At 69.9% G+C, this 24,395-nt stretch carries 23 protein-coding genes and 1 pseudogene; 17 read left to right on the top strand and 7 right to left on the bottom strand.

What is annotated here, in order from left to right:
- Positions 1-24 precede the first annotated feature (24 nt).
- The 10 genes and pseudogenes from ACIRVH_RS39980 (at position 25) to ACIRVH_RS39935 (ending at position 8,840) form a co-directional block, all read left to right on the top strand.
- Positions 25-474 carry a hypothetical protein gene (locus ACIRVH_RS39980; RefSeq protein WP_403964397.1) on the top strand — a complete coding sequence of 150 codons (450 nt, stop codon included), beginning with the start codon at positions 25-27 and terminating at the stop codon, positions 472-474.
- A gap of 90 nt (positions 475-564) precedes the next feature.
- Entirely contained in the window at positions 565-2,193 is a 1,629-nt protein-coding gene (locus tag ACIRVH_RS39975; RefSeq protein WP_403964395.1) for a multicopper oxidase family protein, read from the top strand.
- 316 nt (positions 2,194-2,509) lie between these two features.
- Positions 2,510-2,791: an SHOCT domain-containing protein gene (locus tag ACIRVH_RS39970; RefSeq protein WP_403964475.1), complete on the top strand. Its 282-nt coding sequence runs from the start codon at positions 2,510-2,512 to the stop codon at positions 2,789-2,791.
- A 47-nt stretch (positions 2,792-2,838) separates the two neighbouring features.
- On the top strand, positions 2,839-3,114 hold the full coding sequence (locus tag ACIRVH_RS39965) for a hypothetical protein (RefSeq protein ID WP_403964393.1): 276 nt from the start codon (positions 2,839-2,841) through the stop codon (positions 3,112-3,114).
- A gap of 31 nt (positions 3,115-3,145) precedes the next feature.
- Positions 3,146-3,433: a hypothetical protein gene (locus tag ACIRVH_RS39960; protein WP_403964391.1), complete on the top strand. Its 288-nt coding sequence runs from the start codon at positions 3,146-3,148 to the stop codon at positions 3,431-3,433.
- A complete protein-coding gene (locus tag ACIRVH_RS39955; RefSeq protein WP_403964389.1) occupies positions 3,426-4,466 on the top strand; it encodes a methyltransferase family protein in 1,041 nt (346 codons plus the stop codon). The genes ACIRVH_RS39960 and ACIRVH_RS39955 overlap by 8 nt, the downstream gene beginning before the upstream one ends.
- 83 nt (positions 4,467-4,549) lie before the next feature.
- The gene (locus ACIRVH_RS39950) at positions 4,550-5,566 is read left to right on the top strand and encodes a cytochrome b N-terminal domain-containing protein (protein ID WP_403964387.1); all 1,017 of its coding nucleotides are present in this window, start codon (positions 4,550-4,552) and stop codon (positions 5,564-5,566) included.
- 4 nt (positions 5,567-5,570) lie between these two features.
- Positions 5,571-5,876, top strand: a complete 306-nt coding sequence (locus tag ACIRVH_RS39945) for a hypothetical protein (protein ID WP_403964385.1) — start codon at positions 5,571-5,573, stop codon at positions 5,874-5,876.
- A 236-nt stretch (positions 5,877-6,112) separates the two neighbouring features.
- On the top strand, positions 6,113-6,472 hold the full coding sequence (locus tag ACIRVH_RS39940; RefSeq protein WP_403964383.1) for a heavy-metal-associated domain-containing protein: 360 nt from the start codon (positions 6,113-6,115) through the stop codon (positions 6,470-6,472).
- Between the two features lie 91 nt (positions 6,473-6,563).
- Positions 6,564-8,840: pseudogene (locus tag ACIRVH_RS39935) on the top strand (heavy metal translocating P-type ATPase).
- A gap of 203 nt (positions 8,841-9,043) precedes the next feature.
- Here the strand turns inward: ACIRVH_RS39935 and ACIRVH_RS39930 are convergent.
- Entirely contained in the window at positions 9,044-9,697 is a 654-nt protein-coding gene (locus ACIRVH_RS39930; protein ID WP_403964381.1) for a DUF2218 domain-containing protein, read from the bottom strand.
- 33 nt (positions 9,698-9,730) lie between these two features.
- Positions 9,731-10,348: a class I SAM-dependent methyltransferase gene (locus ACIRVH_RS39925; protein WP_403964379.1), complete on the bottom strand. Its 618-nt coding sequence runs from the start codon at positions 10,346-10,348 to the stop codon at positions 9,731-9,733.
- Positions 10,349-10,480: 132 nt separating this feature from the next.
- Here ACIRVH_RS39925 and ACIRVH_RS39920 point away from each other — a divergent pair, with 132 nt between their 5' ends.
- A complete protein-coding gene (locus ACIRVH_RS39920; protein WP_403964377.1) occupies positions 10,481-11,056 on the top strand; it encodes a TetR/AcrR family transcriptional regulator in 576 nt (191 codons plus the stop codon).
- 61 nt (positions 11,057-11,117) lie between these two features.
- Here ACIRVH_RS39920 and ACIRVH_RS39915 read toward each other — a convergent pair whose 3' ends face one another.
- Positions 11,118-11,765, bottom strand: coding sequence for a DUF305 domain-containing protein (locus tag ACIRVH_RS39915; protein WP_403964375.1), 648 nt, complete (start codon positions 11,763-11,765; stop codon positions 11,118-11,120).
- A gap of 82 nt (positions 11,766-11,847) precedes the next feature.
- Positions 11,848-12,237, bottom strand: a complete 390-nt coding sequence (locus ACIRVH_RS39910) for a DUF6153 family protein (RefSeq protein WP_403964373.1) — start codon at positions 12,235-12,237, stop codon at positions 11,848-11,850.
- A gap of 626 nt (positions 12,238-12,863) precedes the next feature.
- Between ACIRVH_RS39910 and ACIRVH_RS39905 the strand changes: the two genes are divergently transcribed.
- Complete coding sequence (locus ACIRVH_RS39905; protein WP_403964371.1) at positions 12,864-14,270, top strand: hypothetical protein; 1,407 nt, start codon at positions 12,864-12,866, stop codon at positions 14,268-14,270.
- Positions 14,271-14,732: 462 nt separating this feature from the next.
- Here ACIRVH_RS39905 and ACIRVH_RS39900 read toward each other — a convergent pair whose 3' ends face one another.
- Positions 14,733-14,990: a hypothetical protein gene (locus ACIRVH_RS39900; protein WP_403964369.1), complete on the bottom strand. Its 258-nt coding sequence runs from the start codon at positions 14,988-14,990 to the stop codon at positions 14,733-14,735.
- 107 nt (positions 14,991-15,097) lie between these two features.
- On the opposite strand from ACIRVH_RS39900, the gene ACIRVH_RS39895 reads away from it, so the two are divergent.
- Entirely contained in the window at positions 15,098-15,472 is a 375-nt protein-coding gene (locus ACIRVH_RS39895; RefSeq protein WP_403964366.1) for a DUF2255 family protein, read from the top strand.
- Here ACIRVH_RS39895 and ACIRVH_RS39890 read toward each other — a convergent pair.
- Positions 15,434-18,097, bottom strand: a complete 2,664-nt coding sequence (locus ACIRVH_RS39890) for an ATP-binding protein (protein WP_403964364.1) — start codon at positions 18,095-18,097, stop codon at positions 15,434-15,436. The two genes, ACIRVH_RS39895 and ACIRVH_RS39890, sit on opposite strands and share 39 nt — an antisense overlap.
- A gap of 136 nt (positions 18,098-18,233) precedes the next feature.
- Between ACIRVH_RS39890 and ACIRVH_RS39885 the strand changes: the two genes are divergently transcribed.
- The 4 genes from ACIRVH_RS39885 to ACIRVH_RS39870 all read left to right on the top strand — a co-directional run bounded on the left by ACIRVH_RS39885 (position 18,234) and on the right by ACIRVH_RS39870 (position 22,572).
- Positions 18,234-19,514 carry an MFS transporter gene (locus tag ACIRVH_RS39885; protein WP_403964362.1) on the top strand — a complete coding sequence of 427 codons (1,281 nt, stop codon included), beginning with the start codon at positions 18,234-18,236 and terminating at the stop codon, positions 19,512-19,514.
- Positions 19,511-20,854 carry a carotenoid oxygenase family protein gene (locus tag ACIRVH_RS39880; RefSeq protein WP_403964360.1) on the top strand — a complete coding sequence of 448 codons (1,344 nt, stop codon included), beginning with the start codon at positions 19,511-19,513 and terminating at the stop codon, positions 20,852-20,854. Before ACIRVH_RS39885 ends, ACIRVH_RS39880 begins: the two co-directional genes overlap by 4 nt.
- A gap of 171 nt (positions 20,855-21,025) precedes the next feature.
- A complete protein-coding gene (locus ACIRVH_RS39875; RefSeq protein ID WP_403964358.1) occupies positions 21,026-22,033 on the top strand; it encodes an alpha/beta hydrolase family protein in 1,008 nt (335 codons plus the stop codon).
- Between the two features lie 101 nt (positions 22,034-22,134).
- Positions 22,135-22,572: an ester cyclase gene (locus tag ACIRVH_RS39870; RefSeq protein WP_403964356.1), complete on the top strand. Its 438-nt coding sequence runs from the start codon at positions 22,135-22,137 to the stop codon at positions 22,570-22,572.
- A 151-nt stretch (positions 22,573-22,723) separates the two neighbouring features.
- On the opposite strand, the gene ACIRVH_RS39865 is transcribed toward ACIRVH_RS39870, so the two are convergent.
- Positions 22,724-23,974, bottom strand: a complete 1,251-nt coding sequence (locus ACIRVH_RS39865; protein ID WP_403964473.1) for an MFS transporter — start codon at positions 23,972-23,974, stop codon at positions 22,724-22,726.
- Positions 23,975-24,395 lie beyond the last annotated feature (421 nt).

Genomic DNA, 24,395 nt, shown 5'->3' with positions numbered 1-24,395 from the left:
TCCACGTCAGCACGGACGGAAGCCATGACGACAGCCGACCACCGGCCAGACGGCGCTCACGGCGCCGCGCTGCAGTGGACACGTGCTGCTGTCATCGCGTTGATGGCGGCGCTCGTGGTGCTCGTGCACCACGAAACGCCCGCCGCCATCACGCACCTGTCGCCCGCCCGGGCCATGGCGGGCATGGGCCACACGGCCAGGCCGACGCTCTCCGTCCACGCGAGCGACCACGCCATGCCGTCGCTCGCCACAGGCCCGACCGCGATCCACGACGATGCCGGGGCGTGCTCCGGCACGGTGATGCAGCACTGTGCCGTCGCCGGGGTCGACGGCACGAAGCTCGTGCCGCCCCACCACGCGTCCACCGGCTGCGCTCCAGCCGCCCCTGCCGGAACAGCCGCCGGCCGGGACGTCCCGGGCACCACGGGCCGGGCGCCACCGGACCTTTCCGTTCTCTCTCGATTGCTGCTGTAGACCGCGCCCGCGCCTGCGCGCACTCACCTGTGCGCTCAGCCGTCCGCACACGCGTCGAACACAAGCGATATCGAGAAGAAGGACACCTCTGTGAACAGCATGAACCGCCGCTCCGTCCTGCTGGCCGGACTCGGCGTCGCCGGCGCGGGCGCGCTCGCCGCCTGCAGCAGCTCCAGCAGCACGCCTGCCCTGATCAGCCCCTCCGGTTCGGCCGTCGCCGCCACGGACAAGAAGCGCACCAAGACCGGCAGGACCCACGAGCTGACCCTGACGGCAGCACAGGCAATGGTCAGCCTGGGCGCCGGGGTCACGGCCCGGACCTGGGCCTTCGACGGGCGGATTCCGGGCAAGGAACTGCGCGTCTCGGCCGGTGACACGCTGGCCGCCACGCTGTCCAACCAGCTGCCGAACCAGACCGCCACGTCCGTCCACTGGCACGGCATCGCCCTGCGCAATGACATGGACGGCGCACCGCCGGCCACCCAGACCGCCGTCCGGGCAGGACGCAACTTCACCTACCGGTTCACCGCAGACGCGCCCGGCACCTACTTCTTCCACCCGCACGTCGGTGTCCAGCTCGACCGGGGCCTGTACGCGCCGTTGATCGTGGAGGACCCGAGGGAGCCCCTGTCGTACGACGACGAGTGGGTGGTCGTCCTCGACGACTGGCTCGACGGCGTCACCGGCACCCCGGACGACGTCTTCGCCGAGCTGCGGCAGGGCATGGGCGGGATGCACATGGGCGAAGGCTCCAACAGCTCCTCCAGCTCGTCCGGTCACGAGAGCCACGACATGGGAGACATGGGCGGCATGGACATGAGCGGTATGGACGGCACGACCAGCTCCCCCTCCGCCTCGCCCTCCGGTGGAAGCACGAGCACGAAATTCATGCTGACGGGCGCCGAGAGCCCACTGCTCGGGGGCGACGCCGGCGACGTCAAGTACCCGTATCACCTGGTCAACGGACGCGTTCCGGCCGACCCGGCAGTCTTCCGCAGCAAGCCCGGCAAGCGCGTCCGGCTGCGCCTGATCAACGCCGGCAGCGACACGGCCTACCGCGTCGCGCTCGGCGGCCACAAGCTCACCATCACCCATACCGACGGCTTCCCCGTCCGGCACCAGCAGGTCGACGCCCTGCTGATCGGCATGGGCGAACGCTACGACGTCCTCGTCACCCTGGACGACGGCGTCTTCCCCCTGGTGGCGTTGGCCGAGGGCAAGAACGCCACCGGCATGGCCGTCATCCGCACCGGCTCCGGCAGCACACCCGAGGCAGCCGTCCGTCCGACCGAACTGGACGGCATGCTCATGGCCGCATCGCAGCTGAACGCGGCGGACGACGTCCGACTGGCGTCGAAGAAGGCCGACCAAGTCCACCGCATCGAACTGACCGGCGGCATGATGATGTACAACTGGGCCATCAACGGCCGACGGTTCGACATGAACGACCCGACCGCCCGTCCGATCATCGTGGAACAGGGCCAGCGGGTCCGGCTCGACTTCGTCAACACCACGACCATGTGGCACCCGATGCACCTGCACGGCCACACCTACCAGCTCGGCAGTGGCGGACCGCGCAAGGACACCACAATCGTCCTGCCGAAGAAGACGGTGTCGGTGTTCTTCGACGCCGACAACCCGGGACAGTGGATGCTCCACTGCCACAACGCCTACCACGGCGAGGCCGGCATGATGGCGCTGGTGGCCTACCAATCCTGATCCCCCGCACGCGCCTCCAGTGCCCGGGAAGTCCCTCGAACTGCCGGAGGTGTCAGGGCCGCCACATCCGCGCCTTGCCCTGCCGGTACGCGCGCCGAGCGTACCGGCAGGGCGCAGGTCAAGGCCGTGAGGGCGGGCGCTACGGGCCCGGCCTTCTCCGGACACCCGCCGGGTAAGGGACCAATGGCCCAGATGCGCTGGCCGCTTCGGCCCATGACCTGCCTGGGGGCGGAGGGGCACGGTGAGGGTGAGGGCACCGGGCAGCCCGCAGGCGCCAGAGCCGCGTCCCGTGGCCCGCGACGAGGTGATCACCGTGATGTTCTGGTACGACCACGATGTCAGCGGATGGGGCTGGTTCGCGATGTCGGCCGGCATGATCCTCTTCTGGGCCGTGATCATCGCGCTCGGTGTTCTGCTCTTCCGGGCCCTGGCCCGGTCGGACGGCACCGGGACACCGTCCGTCCCTCCGCCCTCCGGACCCAGCCCCGAGCAGCTGCTCGCGGAGCGCTTCGCCCGCGGAGAGGTCGACGAGGACGAGTACAACCGGCGCATGGCCGTTCTGCACACCGGCCGCGGGCCTTCGCTCAGCAAGCGCTGACCGGCACCCGACGGCAATCCGACGGGCACACTCCTAGGAGGCCCGTGATGAGCACCCATCAGCGCAACTACGGCCTGTACGCGGTCGCGATCGCGATCGCCGTGGTCGGCGTCCTGGCTCTGGGCGTGCCGGTCGGCACGATCCTCCTGTTGGCGATCGCTCTCGCCTGCCCGCTGATGATGATGTTCATGATGCGCGGCATGCACGGCGACGGTGGCGCGCACGGCGGTCACGGTTCTCGACAGAACCACCTGGATGACCGCCCGCAGGACCACCCGCTGACCAAGCACGACCGTCCGCCGTACGGCACCGGCCGGACCTGACCGGCCGGGTCAGAAAACAAGGGGCCGGGCCATGTCCGCGGTGATCACCCTGCTGTTCGGGGCGGCGATGCTGACCTGGTTCGTCTACGACACCGTCCGCCTGGTCACCCCGTGCGTGTCCCGCTGCCCGCCGCTCGCCCGATTGCGCGGCCGCCGTGCCGCACTGGAGGCCGTCGAGCGGCAAAGCACCGCCCTGCTGCTGCACGGCCGCATCACGGCGGCCGAGCACCAGGCCCGCATGAGCCGGCTCGCCCACGGCGAGCGGCCCCCAGGCACCACCCGGCACGCGAGCATGCGGGGAGGAGGCCGTCATGGCTGACCCTGCCTACGGCCCGTGGCCGCTGGTCGTTCTGAACACGTTGCTGTTCATCGCCTTCGCCACGAGCTTCTTCCTGAACGACCTGATCGGCTGGAAGTACGACCCCCACCTCAGCCCCTTCCACCTGGCGAGCTACGTCGCCATCGGCGCCGGTTTCTGGCTGATCGCCGCCGTCTGGAAGGTGCTGCACGAGGCCGCCCAGCACGACCGGCTCGCCACCACCGGCCACTACGCCCACGTCCGGCAACCGCAGTACGACGGCTTCGTGCTCGTCATGATCGGGTTCCTGCTGCAGTGGCCCACGATCCCCGTCCTGATCATGTTCCCGGTCCTGGTGTACGTCTACGCCCGCCTCGCCGGCAGCGAAGTGCGGGAAGTGGTGCGCCAGTTCGGGCCGGAGTGGGACGCCTACGCGGGAGATACCCCGCGCTTCGCTCCCCGCCGCCGCAAGGCCCCGCCCTCCACCCGGCCGCACAACACTCCTGCACCGAACCGGCGCCCCGCGGCGCTCGCCCGCACCGCCACCGCCAGTCTGCTGGCGGCCGGCCTGCTCACCCTGTCCGGCCCGGCGGCCTTCGCGCACGACGGCGAGGGGAGCGACCGGGCCTTCGACCTCGTACGCCAGGGCATCGCCTACCTGGTGACGAGGCCGCACGACTCGATGGACATCGAGGACAAGATCAACGACTCGCTGGAGGCCAAGGACACCTCCCACGTCGACCTCGCCTACGTCCGCAAGGCCCAGCAGGCGTTCAAGTCCGGCGACCTCACCGCCACCCGCGTCCTGCTGGAGCGGTCCATCGGCGCCCGCCTGGCCACCACCCCCGCCGACCCGGTGCCGATCAACAGCCCGCTGCCGATCACCGGTGCCGAGACCGGCACGCTCGTCGTCGCCGACCCGCTGCCCGGCCGCGGTCCGCTGCACGCCGGGGACTGGGGGCTGCTGGGCGCCAGTGCCGCCGCAGGGGCCGCAGGCGTCGTCCTCGCGATCCGGGTCCGCCCGCACAACACCCGTGGGGGAGGCACGTCATGACCCGCATGGAACCGGCGCCGTCGCCGACCGAGCCGCCAAGCAAGTCCGAGCAACCCCAACAGGCAAGCAGGACACGGCGGTTTATGGAAGCCGTCGACGAGCGTCTGGGCATCAGGGCCATTCAGTACCCGGTGCCCTCGCACGCCAACACCATCGGTTACAGCCTCGGTGGCCTGACCGCAGTCAGCCTGCTGATCCTCATCGCCACGGGCATCGTGATGGCCCAGTTCTACAACCCGGACCCGGCTTTCGCGAACGAGTCCGTACGCCATCTCGTACGCGGCGTGTACCTCGGCAAGTACCTGCGCGGCTTGCACTACTGGGCCGCCGAAGCCATGTACGTCCTGGCGATCCTGCACCTGCTGCGCATCTACCTCACCGGCTCGTACAAGCGCCCGCGCGAGGGCAACTACCTCATCGGCGTGGGTATGTTCGCGCTGATCATCGGCGCCATGTTCACGGGAACGGTCCTGAAGTGGGACCAGGAGGGCTACGAGGCCCTCAGCCACAACCTGGAGATCGGCAAACTGCTGGGCGGTCTCGGCTTCTGGTTCCGTTCCGACTTCTCCGGCCAGGTCCCGCTCCTGGTGCGCCTCTACATGGCGCACGTGTCGCTGATCCCGATGCTGATCCTCGCGCTGCTGGTGCTGCACGCCCTGCTGGTGAAACGGCACGGCGTCTCGCCGCGTCCGGACAACCCGACCGAGTCCGGGGAGTCGTTCGAGCCGTTCACCCACCATCTGCGCCGCATCGGCGCTCTGGGCCTGGTGCTGCTGTCCGTCCTCAGCGTCCTCGCCATCGTCTTCCCGCCCGGTATCGGCTCGACCCCCGTGGAGGGCATCGAGGTCACCAAGCCGCCGTGGATGTACTGGTGGCTGTTCACCCTGGAGAACTGGATCGGCCTGTCCGGCATCCTGTGGGGCGCCGGAGTCCTGTTCGCCCTGCTGATCATTCTCCCGTTCGTCGACCGCGGCCCGGAACGTCACTGGCGCCGCCGCCCGGTCGCGATGATCCTCGGCGCGGCCGTCGTCGCCTTCATGGTCGTGCTGACGATCCTGGAGGCCGTCACCCCTGCGGCCCAGCACCTGATGGGGGGATGACGCCATGTCCCGTGCCCAGGTGAGCCTGTGGACCCTGACCACCGCCGCCGTCCTGGCCGCGGGCGGCACCGCTCAGGCCCTCGCCGCCCCGGCATCCACGGCCGCCGACATCACCGTAGCCGCCGGCCTGCTCCTGCTCACGATCAGTGGCCTGCTCCTCTGCCGGGTCCTGCGGCACCTTCTCCGGGACTCGGCCCCTGCCGCCCCATGGAGCAGGCGTGAAGGCCCGGCGGGCCAAGGCCCCGGGAGGCGCTGTCGACAACGCGCGGACGGCGGACTGCATCAGCGCTGGAGGGGAGGCGCGGCGTAGCAGGAGATTTCCTCACCGGGGCCGAGGTCGTGCAGCGAAGGATGCCGCTGCCGATCATGCGTGGCTTCGGAGGTGGCGGGTGTCGCGGTCGCGAGGATGGCGGTGACCTCGACGGGGAGGACAGGGCGGCGGTAGAGCGGCTCCGAGGGTGAGCCCTTCGCCGCCGCGTGGTGTGAAGTCGGCGAAGCTCTTGGTGATCCGCGCTCCTTGGCTCTTGTCTGCCCTGAGGCGACTCAATGCACTTCATCATACCCCTACTGGGTATTACCCGCACGGCGGACACTCTTGCACTACATACGGGTGGGGGGTATACATGGAGCTGCCAGATACCCCCAGGGGGGCCCGAGGGAACCTGCCACACCGTCGCCCAGACCAGGACCGTCTACAAGGTCGACGGCGTCGGCAGTGCGCACTGCCAGGGAGTCGTCACCCAAGCCGTCGGGGCGTTGGACGACGTCATCGCCGTGGACGTCGAGATCGGCACGGGGCTCGTCACCGTGACAACCGCCGCCGTACCGGACGAGGCGTTCAACGCAACTCTCGCCGAGACCGTGGACGAGGCCGGCTACGACTTCGCCGGCCGCGTCGACGCCTGACCACCCGCCATCGGGCGGGGGTCGCCCTGGCCCCGGCCCCCGCCCTCCCGCCATCCACACCCGCCGCGTTCGTGAGCTGCGAGGAGCAGACATGACCACCACCACGCCCGGTGCCGCCGAGGTCGAACTCGCCATCGGCGGCATGACCTGCGCCTCCTGCGCCGCCCGCATCGAGAAGAAGCTCAACCGCATGGACGGTGTCGAGGCCACCGTCAACTACGCCACCGAGAAGGCCAAGGTCACCTTCCGTGCGGACATGGCCGTAGCCGACCTCATCGCCACCGTCGAGGCCACCGGCTACACCGCGCGCGAGCCCGAGCCCGCCCGCACCGAGCCGGAGTCCGGCGGCGGTCCCGCGGACGAGGAGGTCGACGAACTGCGGTCGCTGCGGCAGCGGCTGACCACCGCGGTGGTGCTCGCGGTGCCGGTGATCGCGATGGCGATGGTGCCGGCGCTGCAATTCGAGTACTGGCAGTGGCTGTCGCTGACCCTGGCGGCGCCCGTGGTGACGTACGGCGCCTGGCCCTTCCACAAGGCCGCCTGGACCAACGCCCGGCACGGCGCCGCGACCATGGACACGCTGATCTCGGTCGGTACGTCGGCCGCGTTCCTGTGGTCGTTGTGAGCCCTGTTCTTCGGAACGGCCGGCATGCCCGGCATGAGGCACCCCTTCGAGCTGACCATCGCCCGCAGTGACGGCGCCGGGAACATCTACCTGGAGGCCGCGGCCGGTGTGACCGCGTTCATCCTGGCCGGACGGTACTTCGAGGCCCGCTCCAAGCGCACGGCGGGCGCGGCGCTCAAGGCCCTGCTGGAGCTGGGCGCCAAGGAGGTCACCGTGCTGCGCGGGGACCGGGAGGAACGCATACCCGTAGCGGAGTTGACGGTCGGCGACCGCTTCCTCGTCCGCCCCGGCGAGAAGATCGCCACCGACGGTACGGTCGTCGAGGGCTCCTCCGCCGTGGACGCCGCCATGCTCACCGGCGAGTCCGTCCCGGTCGAGGTGAGTGTAGGAGACTCCGTCACCGGTGGCACTCTGAACGCCGGCGGACGACTGGTCGTGCGGGCCACCCGGGTCGGCGCGGACACCCAACTCGCCCGGATGGCCAAGCTGGTGGAGGACGCCCAGAACGGCAAGGCGGCGGCCCAGCGGCTCGCGGACCGGATCTCCGCGGTCTTCGTCCCGGTGGTCATCCTCCTCGCGCTCGGCACGTTCGGCGTCTGGCTGGGCGTCACCGGCGACACGGTCGCGGCGTTCACCGCCGCCGTCGCCGTCCTGATCATCGCCTGCCCCTGCGCCCTGGGCCTGGCCACACCGACCGCGCTGATGGTCGGCACCGGACGCGGCGCCCAGCTCGGCATCCTCATCAAGGGCCCCGAAGTCCTGGAGTCCACGCGCCGCGTCGACACCATCGTCCTGGACAAGACCGGCACCGTCACCACCGGCCGGATGACCCTGCTGGCCGTGCACACGGCCGCTGAGACGACCGAAGGCACCACCGAGACGGACGTCCTGCGTCTGGCCGGCGCCCTGGAGCACGCCTCCGAGCACCCGATCGCGCAGGCCGTCGCCGCCGGAGCCGCCGCCCGGGTCGGCATGCTGCCCAACCCGGAGGACTTCGCCAACATCCCCGGCCTCGGCGTCCAGGGCATCGTCGACGGACACGCCGTCCTGGTCGGCCGGGAGCAGTTGCTGGCGGAGTGGGCGATCACCCTGCCGGCGGAGCTCCAGCGCGCCAGGGCCGAAGCAGAGGCGGTCGGTCGTACGGCCATCACGGTCGCCTGGGACGGCGAGGCCCGCGCGGTCCTCGAAGTCGCCGACGCCGTCAAGGAGACCAGCCCCGAAGCCATCCGTCGCCTGCGTGCCCTCGGCCTGACCCCCGTCCTTCTCACCGGCGACAACCGGGCTGTTGCCGAGTCAGTGGCCGCTGAGGTGGGCATCGCACCTGAGCACGTGATTGCCGAAGTCCTGCCGCAAAACAAGGTGGACGTCGTCAAGCGCCTGCAGGACGAGGGTCGTTCGGTCGCCATGGTGGGTGACGGAGTCAACGACGCTGCGGCACTGGCCCAGGCCGACCTGGGGCTGGCCATGGGCACCGGCACGGACGCCGCGATCGAGGCAGGCGACCTGACCCTGGTCCGCGGTGACCTGCGGGTCGCGGCCGACGCCATCCGCCTCGCCCGCAAGACCCTCGGCACCATCCGCTCCAACCTCTTCTGGGCCTTCGCCTACAACGTCGCCGCCCTGCCGCTCGCCGCGGCTGGTCTGCTCAACCCGATGATCGCGGGCGCGGCCATGGCCTTCTCCTCGGTCTTCGTCGTCGGCAACAGCCTGCGATTGCGCCGCTTCCGGGCTGCTGACCAGTAAGCGGTCGACCGCAGCAGGTCGCCCGGGGCCCGACGGCCGACACAGCCGTCGGGCCCCGGTGTAACAGTCCTTGCGCACGCGGTGACGCGGGAGTCGTCGCCGCACGGTTGAAAGCCGTGGCCAAGACAGGCGCTGCCGGAGGGCAGGCGAGGCCGTGCGCCTGCCGGTCGTTCCACGTCTGCAGCCACGCAGAGCGGCGTGAGCTAACCAGCCTGCCGTCGGCTGCGGCGGTGCACACGGCGGCCCAGGAACGTCACGGCCACGATCTTCAGGAGCACGGCGAGCACAACGGTGCCGGCAGCCCAGCCCGTCCAGTTCGGCGTAGACAACACCGCACCAGCCAGACCCAGGTGGACAGCCACGGCCAGGATGCCGAGGACTGTGACACCTGCCCAGGTGAGGTGCCTGCGCCGCGCTGAGGTCGATGCCGCGGTGGTGGCCGGGCTGCCGGCGTCCTCCGCGCACCGGGCGGCAGGTGCCGGTTCCCGCCATTCCACTCGCAGCTCTTCGCGTCTCCCGAACCTGCTGAGGTGCGCGGCCAGGAGGTCTTGGAGCCGACGCAGCCCTTGTTCGTCGTCGGCCTCGGCGCGCAGCACCAGCGCGTCCGATGCGGCGTCCATGGTGCACCGACCCCAGGGAAGTGTCAGGACACCCTGGGTGTCGGTCCACTCGACCTGGATCTGATCCGGCCTGAGCTCGGGCGGCATGTGCGTTCCGGGCGGCTGTGTGACGTCAGCGCCATGATGTGGCCGCGCGCGGTGGCCGAGGTGGCGGCCCTTGTTGCTGAAGTGCTTGCACAGCTGGACGAGATACCGGCTCGGCCGGTCAGTGGGTATGCGGGCTTCGGCACTCGGCATGGCAATCCTCGGGGCGGTGGTGGGTGAGGGGGTTCAGATCCTGGTCACAGCGACGAACCAGGCGTCGACGTGGCCCGGGGCGACGCCGAGTTCGATGACGGACGGTTCGACGGAGTCGATCTGCCAGCCGTCGGCGAAGGCCGCTTCGACATCGTCACGTGTCACCCTGTGCACAGGGCCCCAGACGCCGCGCTCCCGGTCGCTGATGCAGAGCACGAAGCAGCGCCCACCCGGCCGCAGGACGAACCGCAGGCCGCTCGTGTACGCGGTGCGGTCCTCGCCTGCGAAGACGTGGAAGAGACCACAGTCGAGCACGGTGTCGAACTGCTCGCCGAGACCGGCGAGGTCGCGGGCGTCATGACGCAGGAATCGCACCTCCTGGCCACGGGTGCGTGCCTTCTCCTCGGCTGCGCCCAGGGCTCGGGCGGCGAGGTCGATACCGGTGGCGTCGAGACCGAGAGCGGCCGCCATCAGCGCGTGCTCCCCGGTGCCGCAGCCGGCATCCAGCATCCGGCCCCGGATGCCACCGGACCGGGTGAGGGACAGAAGGGCCGGCTGGGGGCGGCCGATGTCCCACGGGGGCGGGGTGGCGTACAGGTCGTCGGGCTCCCGCGGAGCCATTGCGCCCGGCTGATGCGGTGAGACGGACATGGGCCCTCCCTTTGAGGGTGGCCGGATCCTCGTTCCGGGATACGGATCCGGGTGACGGCTCCAGATTTATCGAGACACTGTGTCTACGTCAAGTCATGCTGTATCCAGGTGGGCGCCACGTACACTACGGGGGTGCCCAAGCTGTGGAACGAGACGATCGAGGAGCACCGCCGCGCGGTACGTGACGCGCTGTTGGAAGTGACCGCGGCTCTCGTGGCCGAGCACGGGCTGCGGGGCGTGACGATGTCCCGCATCGCCGAGGGGACCGGGATCGGCCGGGCCACGCTCTACAAGTACTTCCCGGACGTCGAATCGATCATGACGGCCTGGCACGAGCGGCAGATCACCGGCCATCTGCAGGAGCTCACGGCGCTCCGCGACCGACCCGGCAGTGCGGGCGAGCGATTGACCGCGGTCCTCGACGCCTACGCCTCGATCCAGCTGCGGCGTCGCGGCCATGACGCGGAGATCGGTGCCGTCCTGCACCGAGGGGAACACGTCGCCCACGCCGAACAACATCTGCTCCGGTTCATCGGTGAGCTGCTGGCCGAGGGCGCGGAAGCCGGCGAGGTACGCGACGACGTGTCGCCGGACGAGCTCGCCGCGTACTGCCTGCACGCCCTCGGTGCGGCGGGCGGTCTGCCGTCCCAGGCCGCGGTGCGCAGACTCGTTCGCGTCACGGTGGACGGCCTGCGCCCCACCTCCTGACGGTCCGCTCCGCGCCAGAAGGAACAGAGGGGCCGGCGCGGGCACCGGCCCCCCGGGAGCCTCAGCCCTTGCCGAGCAGCTTGTTCATCTCGGTGATCTCGGCGTTCTGCGTGGTGACGATGTCGTCGGCCATGGAAGTGGCGGCACCGTACTTGCCCTTGTTCTTCTCGGCGGTGGCCATCTCGACCGCGCCCTTGTGATGCTCGATCATCATGGTCAGGAACATGGCGTCGAAGTCCTTGCCGGACATCTTCCTCAGCTCGTCCATGTCCTTGGCGTCCATCATTCCGGGCATGCCGGAGTGGCTGGAGTGATCCATGCCGGGCATCGACCCCATCGAGCCGTGCGACGTCGGGACGTCCTCACCCCAGGACTTCAACCAGCCGCTCATGGTCTGGATCTCCGGGCCCTGCGCCTTCTCGATGCGCGAAGCGAGATCCTTGACCTCGGCGGAGGAGGCGCGGCCGGCAGCGAGCTGCGCCATCTCGAGGGCCTGCTGGTGGTGCTGGATCATGCCCTGGGCGAAGGAGACGTCCTGCGTGTTGTGGGCACCCGCTGCGGTGGTGGCGTTGGAGGACGACGAGGCCGAGTCGTCGCCCGAGTGTCCGCCGCTCTCGCTGCCGCCACCACAGGCGGCGAGAACGAGTGCGGCGGTGGCGGTGGCCGCGATGAGAGCGGCACGGCGCGTGAACGTACGAGGGGTGGACATGCGTGAACTCCTGCTGTGCGAAAGAGGGGATCCGGGCGGGCGTGAGCGCCGCGTCAGGTGATGGCGCGGTGCCGAGGTTCCTCTAGATCCGCAGGAGTTGGAGTTCGGCCAAAGACGGAGGCGCGCGGGCACCGTCCGGCGCCGCGGGCCCTTCTGGGCACGTGGAGTCGTCGTGCGCAGGCGCTGTTACGGGATCGGGCGCGAGGGTGGGCAGTTCCGGCCCTCCGCTCACGGCGCCCGACGCGCAGGTCGTGTCTGCGTGCTGGACATGGTGTCCGCCGCAGTGGTCGTCGGCGCAGTCGTCCTGCATGGCCATGGGGGCCGACATCGGCCGGGTGTGAGTGTGCGCCGTGGTGAGCCCGAGGGGGGCCAGGGCGTGCATGCCGAACAGGCCTGCCAGCAGTCCGAGTACGAGCAGCGCCCGCCACCGCCGCACCGGCGGTCGCGCGGAGTGCTGCTCCGGACTGGTCATAGGCGTCTTTCCGTGTGTGGAGGGTGAGCTGCAGGCTCAGTGTCGGGGTGTCCGTTGTGCATACGGGCTTGGTCGTGCTCGTGTTCAACGTGGTCGGGTGAGCCGCCCGTCATTCCGCACCGACGCCCCGGCCGGCCGTCGGCCGGTGGGCTGGTCGTGTCATGGGTTTCCGTGACCCACCACGGGCACGCCGTATTTGGACGCCTCGACGCCGACCGTCCCCGCCTCGCTTTCCTCCAGCACCTGTGCCAGATCTGCCCCGGCTCCGTGAGGAACGGTTCTTCGTCATCGTTCACCCTGCCGACCCGGAGCACGGAGCAGGGCTACTCCCCCGATCCCGCGCTGCATCCGGAGTGCCAGACCACAACCTCCGTGCGGGGCAGTCACTGGCTCCCGCGCGACGAAGTCGATGAGGAACCGTGAGCCGGCTGCACCGCCGGCCCCGCTTCGTCCAAGACCCCCACCGAACCAGCGGACAGGAGCGCCATGGCTTTGTTCACGAGTCGTGGCTCTGGATCATCTCTAGTGGAGGCGGCACGCTACGCAGTCGGGTGAGCGTTCGGCATGGCACCCGGCGGGTGGAAATTGATAGTCTGCGCGATCTTTGATCGCTGGACGGGGGCAGGATGGCCGATCATCTTGATGCTGCGCTCAGATCGTTGTCATGGAACGCAGCTGCACCGGGCAGTGTGCTGCTGCGGCTTCTCAAACACGACGACCGGGACGTCAGAAGATTCGTCACCCAGCGCAGTGACCTGCCGCTGGAGGTGGTCGACGCAATCCTGGCCGACCCGGACCCGGCCCTGCGAATGGATTTCGCCGAGAGCGCGAACGCCGACCCCGCTCAGCGTGCCCGGCTCAATGATGATCCGTCCTCGAAGGTCGCTCTTGTCCTCGCCATGAGCCCGATGCCGTACCGGGGTCGGGTGGAACCGCTGCCTGACTGGGCGTACGCGCGGCTGCTTGAGCATCCGCTTGAGCGCGTCCGCCACGAAGCCGTCCTCTCGCCGGTGGTGCCGGCCCACATCCTGGCCGACTTGGCCGACCATACGGACGCCGTCTTTCGCCGAGCGTCCTGCCGGGCCTGGGACCGACTGTCCGAAGCCACGCGAGAGGCATTGCTCCAGGATGATGACCTGGAGGTGCGACGGGTTGCGGCACTGCACGTCTGTCACGAGGACGCAGAACGGACGGCGTGGCTGGTCGAGAGCCTCAAAGACTCCTGGCGGCAGTCCGAAGTACTCCAGATGGGGCGGCTGAGCCATGAGCTCGCCGAGCAGCAGGTGGTCGGCACACGCCCAGCGGCGGTCGCCGCGAACCCCTCCCTCCCTCCGGATCTCGTCAGGCAACTCGCCATCCACCCCGATCCGCACGTGCGGCTCGTCGTCTCCGCCCGACCGGAACTGACCGAGTCAGAACGCGCGGCCATCGACTACACCGTGGAGCCCGACGCACGTCTGGACACTCTGGACTGGGTGTGGAACGCCCGACAGGATGCCGATGTCCTGCAGCAGTGCGCGACCTCCGCACATCCATGGCTGCGGCGCAGCGCCGCCGTTTGTCCGGCCCTGCCGCCCGACCTGGTCGAACTGCTCGCGCGGGACGAGGACTTCGCCGTGCGCCTCCTGCTGTGCGAGTTCCATCCCGAACCACCGCCACAGCTGCTGCTCGACCTCTATCTCCATGGCAGTCACCGCGCTGTGAAGATGCTCATCGCCAACCCCCGGTTCCCGTCCGCAGGACTGGCCGCCCGTTTCGCGAACTCCCCGGATCCGGAGCATCGTCGCCTGGCGCTACGTGATCCTGCTCTGCCCCCGCAACTCCTGGACGAGTTCACCCGTGACCCGAGCTTTCGTTGGGCAGCCGCCCGGGATCCACGACTTCCCCTCCCCCGGATCCGCGAACTACTGGCTGATCCCGACACGACCAGTGCCGTCGCCGGCAACCCCAGCCTGCCCGTCGAGGACATGCACCGGCTCCTCGACAGCGCAGGGGTGCCTGGCCAGGTTGGCCAACCAATACAGTTGCCGTAACCAGCCTGCATCCAGAACCGCATCTCCACGTCGATGCCGACGGAGCCTTGGCTGAGGTCTTCCTCCTCCGGGTCGACGACCTCCGGTACCGGAACACGTCCGCCCTTTGCCCGCAGGCCCTTTGTCTCGGCGAGGTCGTGCGTGAACTGCCATCCGCTGTGCGCCGAAGGGCGCGCGGTAGTGGACGCCTGGTCGGCCATGCTTCAAGTCACCGGCAGGAAGGAGTCTGCCCGGCGCGCGTCCGGAGTCAGTCGTTCGGCGGGGGCGTCTGCGCCGTGGTCAGTTGCGTCGGAATGGCTGTGAGGCGTTCGGCCAGGGTGCCGGGGTTGGATCTTGTCATTGCAGTGAGGTCGATGGTCGCCGTCGCGTGACGGAGTGGTCTGAAGCGGACGGCGGGGCGTGACTCGGATGCCGCGGCGGGCACGATGGTGACACCGAGCCCGCATTCCGGCGGCGCCAAGTTCAGTCCCAGAAGGAGATCGCCAGGACCAGGGCGACGACCGGGATCAGCAGCCACGGCTCGGCCAGAACCAGGAGCCCGGAGAAGATCAGGGCGAAGTACGCCAGTGCCTTGGCGGCACGGCGCTTGGCCTTGTTCTTCCTGCCCTTGCTCTTCTTGGTGCCCTTGTGGCGAAGCGCCCCGACGCCCGTGGCCGCCTCAAAGATGTGCGTGTCGGTGTCGATTGCGGTTTCGGGCTTCGTCATGTCGATGTTCGTCATGACACTCAGCTTCGTCGCGAGAGCACCGCTCTCGCGTCGGTGATGCCCGCCCATCTAGGTGACGACCACCGACGCGTACGCAGTGCCGCCACGGTGAAAGTTCGTCCATGAACGCTTATGTGGATCGCACGGAGATCACCTTGTGGGTACGGCATGCGGACGGCCGGTGGTCGCCCAGGACGGTCTGGGTGGTGGTGCTCGACGGGGAGGCGTATGTCCGCTCGGCTTTCGGCCGGCGCAGTGCCTGGTACCGCCAGGTCCTGCGGCATGCGGAGACGGAGGTGGAGGTGGCCGGGGCCAGGCTGCCCGTCACCCTCCGACCGGTGGATGACCCCGAGCTCGTCCAGCGCATCTCCGGTGCCTACCGGGCCAAGTACGGCTTGAGCTGGCCCGGCCCCGTGGAGTCGATGAACGGGCCCGAGGCCGCGGCCACCACGCTGCGGCTAACGAATGTCGGGCAGGGCTCGCAGTTGTCTGCGTGAGGTGAGCCCCAGCTTGCGGAAGATGTTGCGCAGGTGCGCGTCGACCGTCCGCGGACTGAGGAACAGCTTCGCCGCCACCTCCTTGGAGGTGGCGCCGTCGGCGACCAGGCGTGCGATGTGCACCTCCTGCATCGTCAGCTGGTCCGATGCCTTCGATGTGCGGCTGCGGGCCTGCTCGCCCGTGGCGCGCAACTCGCCGGCGGCGCGCTCGGCGAACGCCTCCACACCGAGGTCGGACAGCGATTCGTGGGCCGGCCGCAGCGCGGACCGGGCGTCACGCCGTCGGCCCTGGCGGCGCAGCCACTCCCCGTACAGCAGCTGCGCCCGCGCGCGGTAGACGACCAGTGCGCCGTCGTCGAGCAGACCGATCGCCTCCTGGTACGCGGACTCGTCCTCGGTCACCAGGGCCCGCGCATAGGCCTCGACGCCAAGGCCCCACGCCTGTCGGCCCGCCTGTGTGCGTTCTTGGAGGGACGCGAGGGCCGCGGCGGCGACCTCGGTCTCGCCGCATCGTACGGCCGCCTCGACCAGCTCGGGCAGGGCAAGGCTCGACGTGCCGAGGGCGCCGTAGTCGACCGCTTGCTTGGCCGCTTTCAGCGCGGCCGGGTAGTCGGCGAGGCCATTGCTGAATACGGCCGTCGCCCACTGCACGCTGAGGCTCATCCGGTGGTCCACCGACGCGAACAGTTCGACGGCTTCCTTGCGCCGTCCACGCAGCGCGGCCATGTGGAGGCGCGGGTAGACCAGCGGTGCCGCGCCTGTGGCGTCGGCGATCGCCTCCTCCTCGGAGATCAGCTCCGTCGCGGCACCGAAGTCGCCGGTGTGCACGATCGCGGTGGCCTGCATGGCCAGTCCGATGGGCAGCTCGTGGAAGGAGCCCGACTCTCGGCCGGCCGCGACGGCACGGGTGGCGATGCCGTACATGGCGTCGCGGTTCCACAGCTCGGCGGCCACCATGAAGCCCAGTGACGGCCGCCTGGCCCACACCTCGTGGCCGGCGTCGCCGACGACCGGCCTCAGGATCTCCCCCGCCGCCCGATGCCCGTCGCCGACGAGGCTGGTGAGGCCGGTCAGGACCGCCGCAGCGCCTGGCACCGGCTCGCCCGACGGCGGGGCCTTCCTGACGGCGTCCACCACGTCGTCGAGGCCGCCGAGCAGGACGCCCATCTCGATGGCGTCCAGATAGCACTCCCGTGACCAGGCGGGGTCGGTGGCGGCCAGCCGGGCGGCGGCGCGCAGGAGGTATGCCGTAGGGCCTTCGTCTCCACGGCGGCGGACGAACGACAGCCTGCCGCGAAGCAGGTCGGCCCTGGCGGCCTGGCTCGGATCGTCGGTCCGGACGGTGGTGAGCAGTTCGACCGCCGTGTCGAAGTCGCCCACCGAGAGCTTGTGATGGACCGCGGCGAGGACCCGTTCGGCGCGTTGGACCGGGCTGATCGTGAGCGCGGCCGAGCGTTCCAGAAAGGCCGCCGCCGCCGCGACTCCGCCACGTTCCCGGGCGCGGGTGGCGGAGGCTTCGAGTTCGGCGGCGACCTGCTCGTCCGGTCCGACGCTGGCCTGGGCGCGGTGCCAGGCCCGCCGGTCGGGGTCGGCTACCGGGTCGGTCGCGGCGGCCAGCGCCTCGTGTGCCCTGCGCCGCTCCTCCGGCGTCGCGGCGTGGTAGGCGGCCGAGCGGGCGAGGGGGTGGCTGAATCGAATTCGGGTGCCGAATTCGACCAGCGGGGCAGATTCCGCTGCGGCAGCCGCGTCGATGCCCAGGAGTTCGGCCGCACGCCAGAGCAGGCCGGGGTCGCCGATCGGGTCGGCGGCGGCGACGGTCACCAGCAGCCGGGCCGCCGGCGGCAGGAGTTCCAGCCGGGACCGGAAGCTCTGCTCGATCACGCCGGGTACGGAGTCGGGTTGGGCGAATCCGCCCGCCATCCCGCTGAGTCCGGCGGTCCTGGGAAGCTCCACCAGCGCTAGGGGGTTGCCACGCGCCTCGGCCAGGATGCGGTCGCGCACCCGCTCGTCCAACGGGGCGCGAACCGCCGCGGCCAACAGCGCGCGGGCATCCGATTCGCCAAGCCCCTGAAGCCAATGGCCGGGCAGCTCGTCCAGCTCGGGCAGGCGACTCGGCTCGCGTGCCGCGAACACGAGGGCGATCGGCTCGGCCGAGACCCGGCGGGCCACGAAGGCCAGCGCCTTGGCCGACGCTTGGTCCAGCCACTGTGCATCGTCGACGACGCACAGGAGCGGGCGTTCCCGCACTGTCTCCACCAGGAGGCCAAGCGACGCGACGCCGACCAGGAACGGATCGGGTCTGCCGGTGTCGAGGCCGAAAGCGATCTCCAGCGCCTTGCGGTGCGGCGCAGGAAGTGCCATAAGCCGGTCGGCGACGGGCGCGAGCAACTGGTGCAGCGCGGCGAACGGCAGCTCCGTCTCGAACTCCGCACCGGACGCCTGCATGACGAGGAATCCGGTCGCGGCCTCGTCCAGGTGACGCAGCAGCGCGCTCTTGCCGATGCCCGGCTCACCGCGCAGGACCAGGGCGCCGCCCCGGCTCTCCCGTGCCGCTTGGAGCAGGGCGTCGAGCTGCCGTATCTCGTCTTGACGACCGATCAGCTCATCCGTGTGTGTCTCGGGCATGTCCGAAAACCTATTCGGTTGGGTGCCGCAGGGGAATCCAGAACAGATCCCGGTGGCCCAGAAGCCCTCCCGCCAGGAGTCGTATAGGCGATAACTACCGACGCGAGCGGCGGGCGTCCGCTGCGAGTGTCGAGCCATGACCCGCACCGCAGAGCAACCGACCGCCACCGACTGGACATCGCTGGCTGTTCTGGCCACGGCCCAGTTCCTGGTCGTGCTGAGCACTTCGATCGTGAACGTCGCCCTGCCCCAGATCCGGGCCGGGCTCGACCTGTCGGACACGGGCCAGGCGTGGACGGTCAACGCCTACGTACTGGTCTTCGGCGCGCTGTTGCTGCCGGGCGGGCGCGCAGGCGACGTATACGGCCTGCGCCGCGTGTTTCTGCTCGGCATCGGCCTGTTCGCACTCTCCTCCCTGGGCGCGGCACTGGCGCCCACGGCGATCGTGCTGATCGCCTGCAGGGCGGTGCAGGGAATCGGCGCCGCGCTGCTGGCGCCCACGGCGCTGGCCCTCGTGCTGACGATCTATCCCGACAGGGAGCGGCGTGGCACCGCGCTCGGAGTGTGGGGCGCGGTCTCCGGTGCCGGCGGGGCGGCGGGCGTGCTGCTGAGCGGGCTGCTCACCAGCCTGTACGGCTGGCGTGCGGTGTTCGTCGTGATGGTGCCCTTCGCCTTGGCCGTCCTGGTGGCCACCCGGCTGCTGGTCGGGGCCGACCGGCCGCGCGGCGGAAGCCTGGACGCACCGGGCGCAGTGACGGTGACGGCGGGGCTGGTCGCGCTCACCTACGGCCTGTCGGGCCCTTGGCCGCTCGCCGTGATCGGTCTGGCACTGCTCGGCCTGTTCGCGGTGCTCCAGCGCCGTGCCGCCGCCCCGCTGCTGCCGACACGCATGAGCGTGGTGGCGGTGCCCAACGTGCTGATGGCCCTGCTGGGCGCGGTCTGGCTCGGCCTGTTCTACTTCCTGCCTCTCTACCAGCAACGCACCCTTGGTTACTCGCCCCTGGAGGCTGGGCTGACCCAGCTTCCCCTCGCCCTCACGATCACCCTCTCGTCGTGGGCCACCGGCAAGGCGTCCGGCCGCCATGTACTCCCCGTGGGCCTGCTGGTCCTCGCGGCCGGACTGGCCTGGCTGTCCCGAACTCCGGCCGACGGCACCTTCTCTGTGGACCTGCTCGGCCCGACGCTCCTCATCGGCGTCGGGCTGGGGGTGGCTTTCGTCCGGCTCACCGCGATGTCCTCCACGGGCGTCCCGGCTGCCGACAACGGCCTGGCCGGCGGGCTGGTCAACGCCACCCGGCAGATCGGCGGAGCCATCGGCCTGTCCTTCCTGACCCTGCTCCCCTCCTCCGGCGCGGCCTTCCTGGCCTGCGCCGCCCTGACCTTGATCATCTCGGCTCTCGCAACGCGAAAGGCATGACCATGACGCTGGACAAGCCGTACATCAGCGGTCACTTCTCCCCCGTCACCGACGAGATCACCGGCCGCGAGCTGAAAGTGCGCGGCACCCTCCCGCCCGAGCTGAACGGCCGCTACTTCCGCAACGGCCACAATCCCAAGCCGGGCATCACCCCCACCCACTGGTTCCGCGGCGAGGGCATGATCCACGGCATCCGCCTCACCGGCGGCCGGGCCGAGTGGTACCGCAACCGCTGGGTGCGCACCCCCTACCTGGACGGCGTGCCCTTCACCGGAACCGAACTCGAAGTCAGCGCCGCCGCCACCAACATCATCTTTCACGGGGGGCGCTACCTGGCCCTACAGGAGGCCAACCTGCCCTGGGAGGTCAGCGCCGACCTCGACACGATCGGCGTCCACGACTTCGGCGGCAAGCTCTCCAGCGCGATGACCGCCCACCCCAAGGAGGACCCGGAGACCGGCGAGCTGCACTTCTTCAGCTACAGCCCCTTCCCGCCGTACCTGACCTACTACGTGGCCGACGCCTCCGGCGACATCGTCAGGTCGGAGGTCATCGACGGCTCCGGCCCCTCGCTCATGCACGACTTCGCCATCACCCGTGAGCACGTCGTCTTCATCAACTCGCCGGTGGTCTTCGACCACGCCGAGCAGTCCGGCATCCCCTACCGCTGGCACGACGACGTCCCGCTGTGCATCGGCGTGATGCCGCGCGCCGGGGGCAGGACCACCTGGTTCGAAGTGGCCGACCAGGCAGCGCTGTTGCACGTGACCAACGCCTACACCGACGCGCAGGGCCGGATCGTCCTCGAAGCACCGTGCTTCGACCGTTCCGCCTGGGAGAGCTCGTGGAAGTGGTGGGTCGGTGCTCCCGGTTACGGCACCAGCCCGGACGCCGGCTCGACCTTCCACCGGTGGATCATGGACCCGGCCACGGGAAAGGTCACCACCGGGTCCCTCAACGACCTGGCCACCGAGTTCCCGTCGATCAACGACGCCCACACCGGTTCGGCCTACCGCTACAGCTACGCCATCGCCTTCCCCGGCGCCGGCCTGTCGGGCTACCACACCGTCAAGTTCGACACCCAGTCCGGCCAGGAGAAACTGCTCGCGCACGGCGAGGGCCGGATGCCCGGCGAGGCCGTCTTCGCGCCCGCCGAGGGCGGGACCGCCGAGGACGACGGCTACCTGCTCACCATCGTCAGCGACCTCGAGGCCGACGCCTCGGAGCTGCTCGTCCTGGACGCGAGCGACCTGAGCACCGTGGCCGCCGTCGAACTCCCCCGCAGGGTGCCCGCCGGCATCCACGGCCACTGGATCCCCGATTCCGAACTGCCTGCCTGACCCACCCAAGCCGCCCGGGCCGCGGCTGATCCCCCACAGCAACGGCCCGGGCTCCAACCCCACCGCAGCAGCCGTGTCAGCAGCAACTCCGTCAGGAGACCCGAAGACGGCGCCGGTATCGCCCTCGACGGCGGCACCGCGCAGTCCATCAACAGCAAGCTCGGAGCCCGCATGAAGTCCCTGTTCGAGAACGAGACGTTCTCCTCCGAGGCGCTGCGCACCGCCTGCTACGCCGCATACGGCGGCGCCGATCTCGGCGAGATGCGCGAGAACCCCGTCCACGACGTGGAAGCGGCGTTCCTGAGCCTGCGGGTCCGCGAGACCCTCGCGGCGGCCGCTCCTCTGCTGGACCACCCGGCCGAACCGCTGTCCATCCCCTTCGAGGGGACCAGGCTGCCCGGCTACCTGTTCGGGCCGGACGACTGCGGTGAGCCGCGCCCGACGCTGATCTACCACGGCGGGTACGACTCGGTGCTGGAAGAGGGCTGTTTCGCGACGGCGACCGCCGCGGTGCGGCGCGGCTACGGCTGTCTGGCATTCGACGGGCCTGGGCAGGGGTCGGTGCTGCCTGATCAGGGTCTGACATTCCGGCCGGAGCGGGAGACAGTCGTCTCGGCAGTGGTCGACTTCGCAGTCAAGCGCCCTGAGGTGGGCAGCGAACGCCTGGTTCTGATAGGCACCAGCTTCGGTGGAGTCCTTGCCGCGCGCGCCGCAGCCTTCGAACACCGGCTGGCTGCCGTCTCGTCCTGCACGCCGCCATCTTCGACGCGCAGGAGTCGGCGTGGTCGACGCAGCCCTGCGCGGCGAGGACGACATCGTGGACCAGGCGCTCGCCGGTCTCATGGCGGCGGCCACCGGGATGCGCTGGTTCGTGGGCAACGGGATGGGGCGTTCGGTGCCGACACCCACCGCGAACTGCTGCGCAAGACCCGCTACCACAGCGCAGCAGATCAGCTGCCCCGTCCTGGTGCTCTAGGCACAGAACGACGCGACCTTCCGCGACGAGGCGCACAGCACCGCCTCACTGAAGCCCTGGCCTGCCCCTACCGGCACATCCTGCTCACCGACGCCGAGGGCGCCGGCGCACACTGCCACGGGGGCGCGATGCTCGCGTTCCACCAGCCCGCCTTCGGCTGGATCGACACGGTCCTCACCCGTTGCGCCGATGGGCGCAACTGAAGCCGCAGCCAGTCGCGGCACCCCACAGCCTGTGGCGAACGGCAAAGACCGCGCGCCGCATGTCCTGCAAGAACCCCCCATCAGCACGAAGGAGAACTGCCATGTCCGCTTCCGCCAACGCCCTGCTCGCCGAGCCGTGGAAGGACCTGTGGAACAACGACCTGTCCCAGACCGACAAGATCATCGCCCCTGACTTCGTCGCGCACGCCGCCCCCATCACCGGGTCCGGCGACGACACTGTGCACGGCCGCGAGGGCCTCAACGGCTGGGTGACCGGCATCCACACCATCCTGCGCGACCTCAGCTTCGACATCACGGTCGGCCCGATCGCCACGGACGACTTCCTGGTGGTCCGCTGGGCAGCCGAAGGCACCTACGCCGGAGGTTTCCCGGGCGCGTCCGACGACGCCGTGGGCAACCGCGTCCGCTTCACCGGCACCGACACCCTGCTGATCAAGGACGGCATGCTCGCCGAGTACTGGGCCAACGCCGACAGCCTGCTGTTCGTGCAGCAACTCGGTGTCCGTGAACTGTCCTGAACAGCGCGCAGCCCGTCTGCCTCATCCGCCCGCGCCGCACTGTCACCAGCGCGGCGCGGGCCGGGGCCGACCGATCCGGCCAACGCAGCCGTGTAGCTGCCATGGTCGGGCCGACCACGCCGCCTTCACCCCCAGCGGCCAACCGTTGCCCTCACGCAGACGGGACCGGAGTCTCCGGCGGGGCGGGAAGCGTCCGTCCCAGGCGGGCGAGTGGGGACAGGGTCATCAGTGCCGGCGACAACAGCATGCCCGCGCCTGTCACCAGGAGGCTGGTGCGCGTCCCCCACACTTCCGCGAGAAAGCCGCCTAGCAGCGAGCCGAGCGGGGTCAGCCCCATGCCGACGAAGTTGGTCGTCGCGGCCGCGCGGCCTTGCATCCCGTCCGGAGTAACGGTCTGCCGAACGGCCATGACCGTGACATTCACCAGTTGGCTGGAGGTCCCGAAGACGAAGTTGACCGTCAGGAGCGCGGGAACCGTCACCACAGCGGAGCCGTGCAGTACAGGCACGAACAGGAACACGCCGTCGCCGAGTGCTGCCGCGGACACGAGCACAGCGCCATGTCCGAAACGGCTCGGCAGGCGGGCGGCCAGTAGCGAGCCCAGGAGCGCGCCCGGCCCCGTCGCCGCGAGTACAAGCCCAACAGCGGTGCCCGACAGGTGCAGGTCCCGTGGCAGGAACAGCAGATAGACGGTCATCACAGCCGCGAAGAAGAACTGGAAGGCGGCTGACGCGAGGCACACCGTCCGCAGCGAGGTGTCGTCGGCGACGAAGCGGAGGCCCTCATGGATCCTCCGCCAGACCCGAGGAGGACGTTCCGAGCGTTCCGGGATGGATTCGCGGCGACCGATCCCTCGGATCGACAGGAACGACAGCGCGAAAAACACTGCGCTGGAGGCGGCAGCGACCGGCGCCGACAGCACAGACACCAACGCACCGCCGAGGGCGGGACCGCCGATCTGCGCAGCGGACCGACTGCCCTCGAGCGCGCTGTTGCCCCGCACCAACTGATCGCGTTTCACCAGCCGTACCAAAGACGCCTGGTAGGCCACGTCGAAGAACACGGACAGAGCCCCGACGGCGAAGGCAACCACGAACAGCGCCGGCAGGCCGAGCCCACCGAGGAGGCCGACCAGCGCGGCGGCGCCCAGTGCCAGGGCCCGACCGGCGTCCGCCAGCACCATCAGCGTGCGGACCCGCCATCTGTCCACCCACGCGCCGACGAAGAGCGACAGCAGCAGGATCGGCGCCTGCCCCACCGCGCGCAGGGCGCCCAACTGGCCGGCACCGGCATTGAGCGTCAGGACGGCGAAGAGCGGCAGAACCACCAGACTTGAATGTTCGCCCAGTTGGGAGGCCGTCTGGCCCACCCAGAGCATGCGGAAGTCGCCGTCCCGCCACAGGCTTGACGGAACAGGTCGGCCGGAATCGGATACAGCGGAGGAAGAGGACGACACAGGGACCCCTCGAATGACGGAAGACGAGACCCGCCAACCGGCGCACGACAGGTGCCCGACCATTTCAGGCAGCGGGAAATGAAGGCTCGCTCTGCCGCGCATCAAGGGCAGCACGCGATGACAGGCCGCTCACGGCCTCAGACGTCAACGCGCGCTCGGACGACCGACCATGTCTTCGCTCCTCGTGAGTCACTCGCTGCGCAAACACTAGACCGCGTCAGCCACCTGCGGCGAACTCGATGTCCGTGACGGGCGCCAGGAAATCGCCCAGCGTCCCCGCCCGACCGGCCGTGGCGCCGAACATCTCGTGCTGGACCTCACTGAGCGTCAGGAAAAGAACAGCATCACGGTCGCATCCAACGAGGCT

Origin of the sequence: Streptomyces sp. NPDC101165 (assembly GCF_044768135.1) — a bacterium.
Taxonomy (GTDB): Bacteria; Actinomycetota; Actinomycetes; order Streptomycetales; family Streptomycetaceae; genus Streptomyces.
The sequence above is the reverse complement of the archived record's forward strand: the minus strand, read 5'-3'. Positions and strand labels throughout refer to the sequence as shown.

Bases quoted from the DNA above. Each gene is read 5' to 3' on its own strand.
- ACIRVH_RS39895 (WP_403964366.1), top strand. From the start codon at position 15,098: ATGAACGCTTATGTGGATCGCACGGAGATCACCTTGTGGGTACGGCAT.
- ACIRVH_RS39925 (WP_403964379.1), bottom strand. From the start codon at position 10,348: ATGTCCGTCTCACCGCATCAGCCGGGCGCAATGGCTCCGCGGGAGCCC.
- ACIRVH_RS39870 (WP_403964356.1), top strand. From the start codon at position 22,135: ATGTCCGCTTCCGCCAACGCCCTGCTCGCCGAGCCGTGGAAGGACCTG.
- ACIRVH_RS39885 (WP_403964362.1), top strand. From the start codon at position 18,234: ATGACCCGCACCGCAGAGCAACCGACCGCCACCGACTGGACATCGCTG.
- ACIRVH_RS39950 (WP_403964387.1), top strand. From the start codon at position 4,550: ATGGAAGCCGTCGACGAGCGTCTGGGCATCAGGGCCATTCAGTACCCG.
- ACIRVH_RS39910 (WP_403964373.1), bottom strand. From the start codon at position 12,237: ATGACCAGTCCGGAGCAGCACTCCGCGCGACCGCCGGTGCGGCGGTGG.
- ACIRVH_RS39905 (WP_403964371.1), top strand. From the start codon at position 12,864: ATGGCCGATCATCTTGATGCTGCGCTCAGATCGTTGTCATGGAACGCA.
- ACIRVH_RS39970 (WP_403964475.1), top strand. From the start codon at position 2,510: ATGTTCTGGTACGACCACGATGTCAGCGGATGGGGCTGGTTCGCGATG.
- ACIRVH_RS39930 (WP_403964381.1), bottom strand. From the start codon at position 9,697: ATGCCGAGTGCCGAAGCCCGCATACCCACTGACCGGCCGAGCCGGTAT.
- ACIRVH_RS39890 (WP_403964364.1), bottom strand. From the start codon at position 18,097: ATGCCCGAGACACACACGGATGAGCTGATCGGTCGTCAAGACGAGATA.
- ACIRVH_RS39960 (WP_403964391.1), top strand. From the start codon at position 3,146: ATGTCCGCGGTGATCACCCTGCTGTTCGGGGCGGCGATGCTGACCTGG.
- ACIRVH_RS39980 (WP_403964397.1), top strand. From the start codon at position 25: ATGACGACAGCCGACCACCGGCCAGACGGCGCTCACGGCGCCGCGCTG.
- ACIRVH_RS39880 (WP_403964360.1), top strand. From the start codon at position 19,511: ATGACCATGACGCTGGACAAGCCGTACATCAGCGGTCACTTCTCCCCC.
- ACIRVH_RS39955 (WP_403964389.1), top strand. From the start codon at position 3,426: ATGGCTGACCCTGCCTACGGCCCGTGGCCGCTGGTCGTTCTGAACACG.
- ACIRVH_RS39940 (WP_403964383.1), top strand. From the start codon at position 6,113: ATGCACTTCATCATACCCCTACTGGGTATTACCCGCACGGCGGACACT.
- ACIRVH_RS39965 (WP_403964393.1), top strand. From the start codon at position 2,839: ATGAGCACCCATCAGCGCAACTACGGCCTGTACGCGGTCGCGATCGCG.
- ACIRVH_RS39915 (WP_403964375.1), bottom strand. From the start codon at position 11,765: ATGTCCACCCCTCGTACGTTCACGCGCCGTGCCGCTCTCATCGCGGCC.
- ACIRVH_RS39875 (WP_403964358.1), top strand. From the start codon at position 21,026: ATGAAGTCCCTGTTCGAGAACGAGACGTTCTCCTCCGAGGCGCTGCGC.
- ACIRVH_RS39900 (WP_403964369.1), bottom strand. From the start codon at position 14,990: ATGACGAACATCGACATGACGAAGCCCGAAACCGCAATCGACACCGAC.
- ACIRVH_RS39945 (WP_403964385.1), top strand. From the start codon at position 5,571: ATGTCCCGTGCCCAGGTGAGCCTGTGGACCCTGACCACCGCCGCCGTC.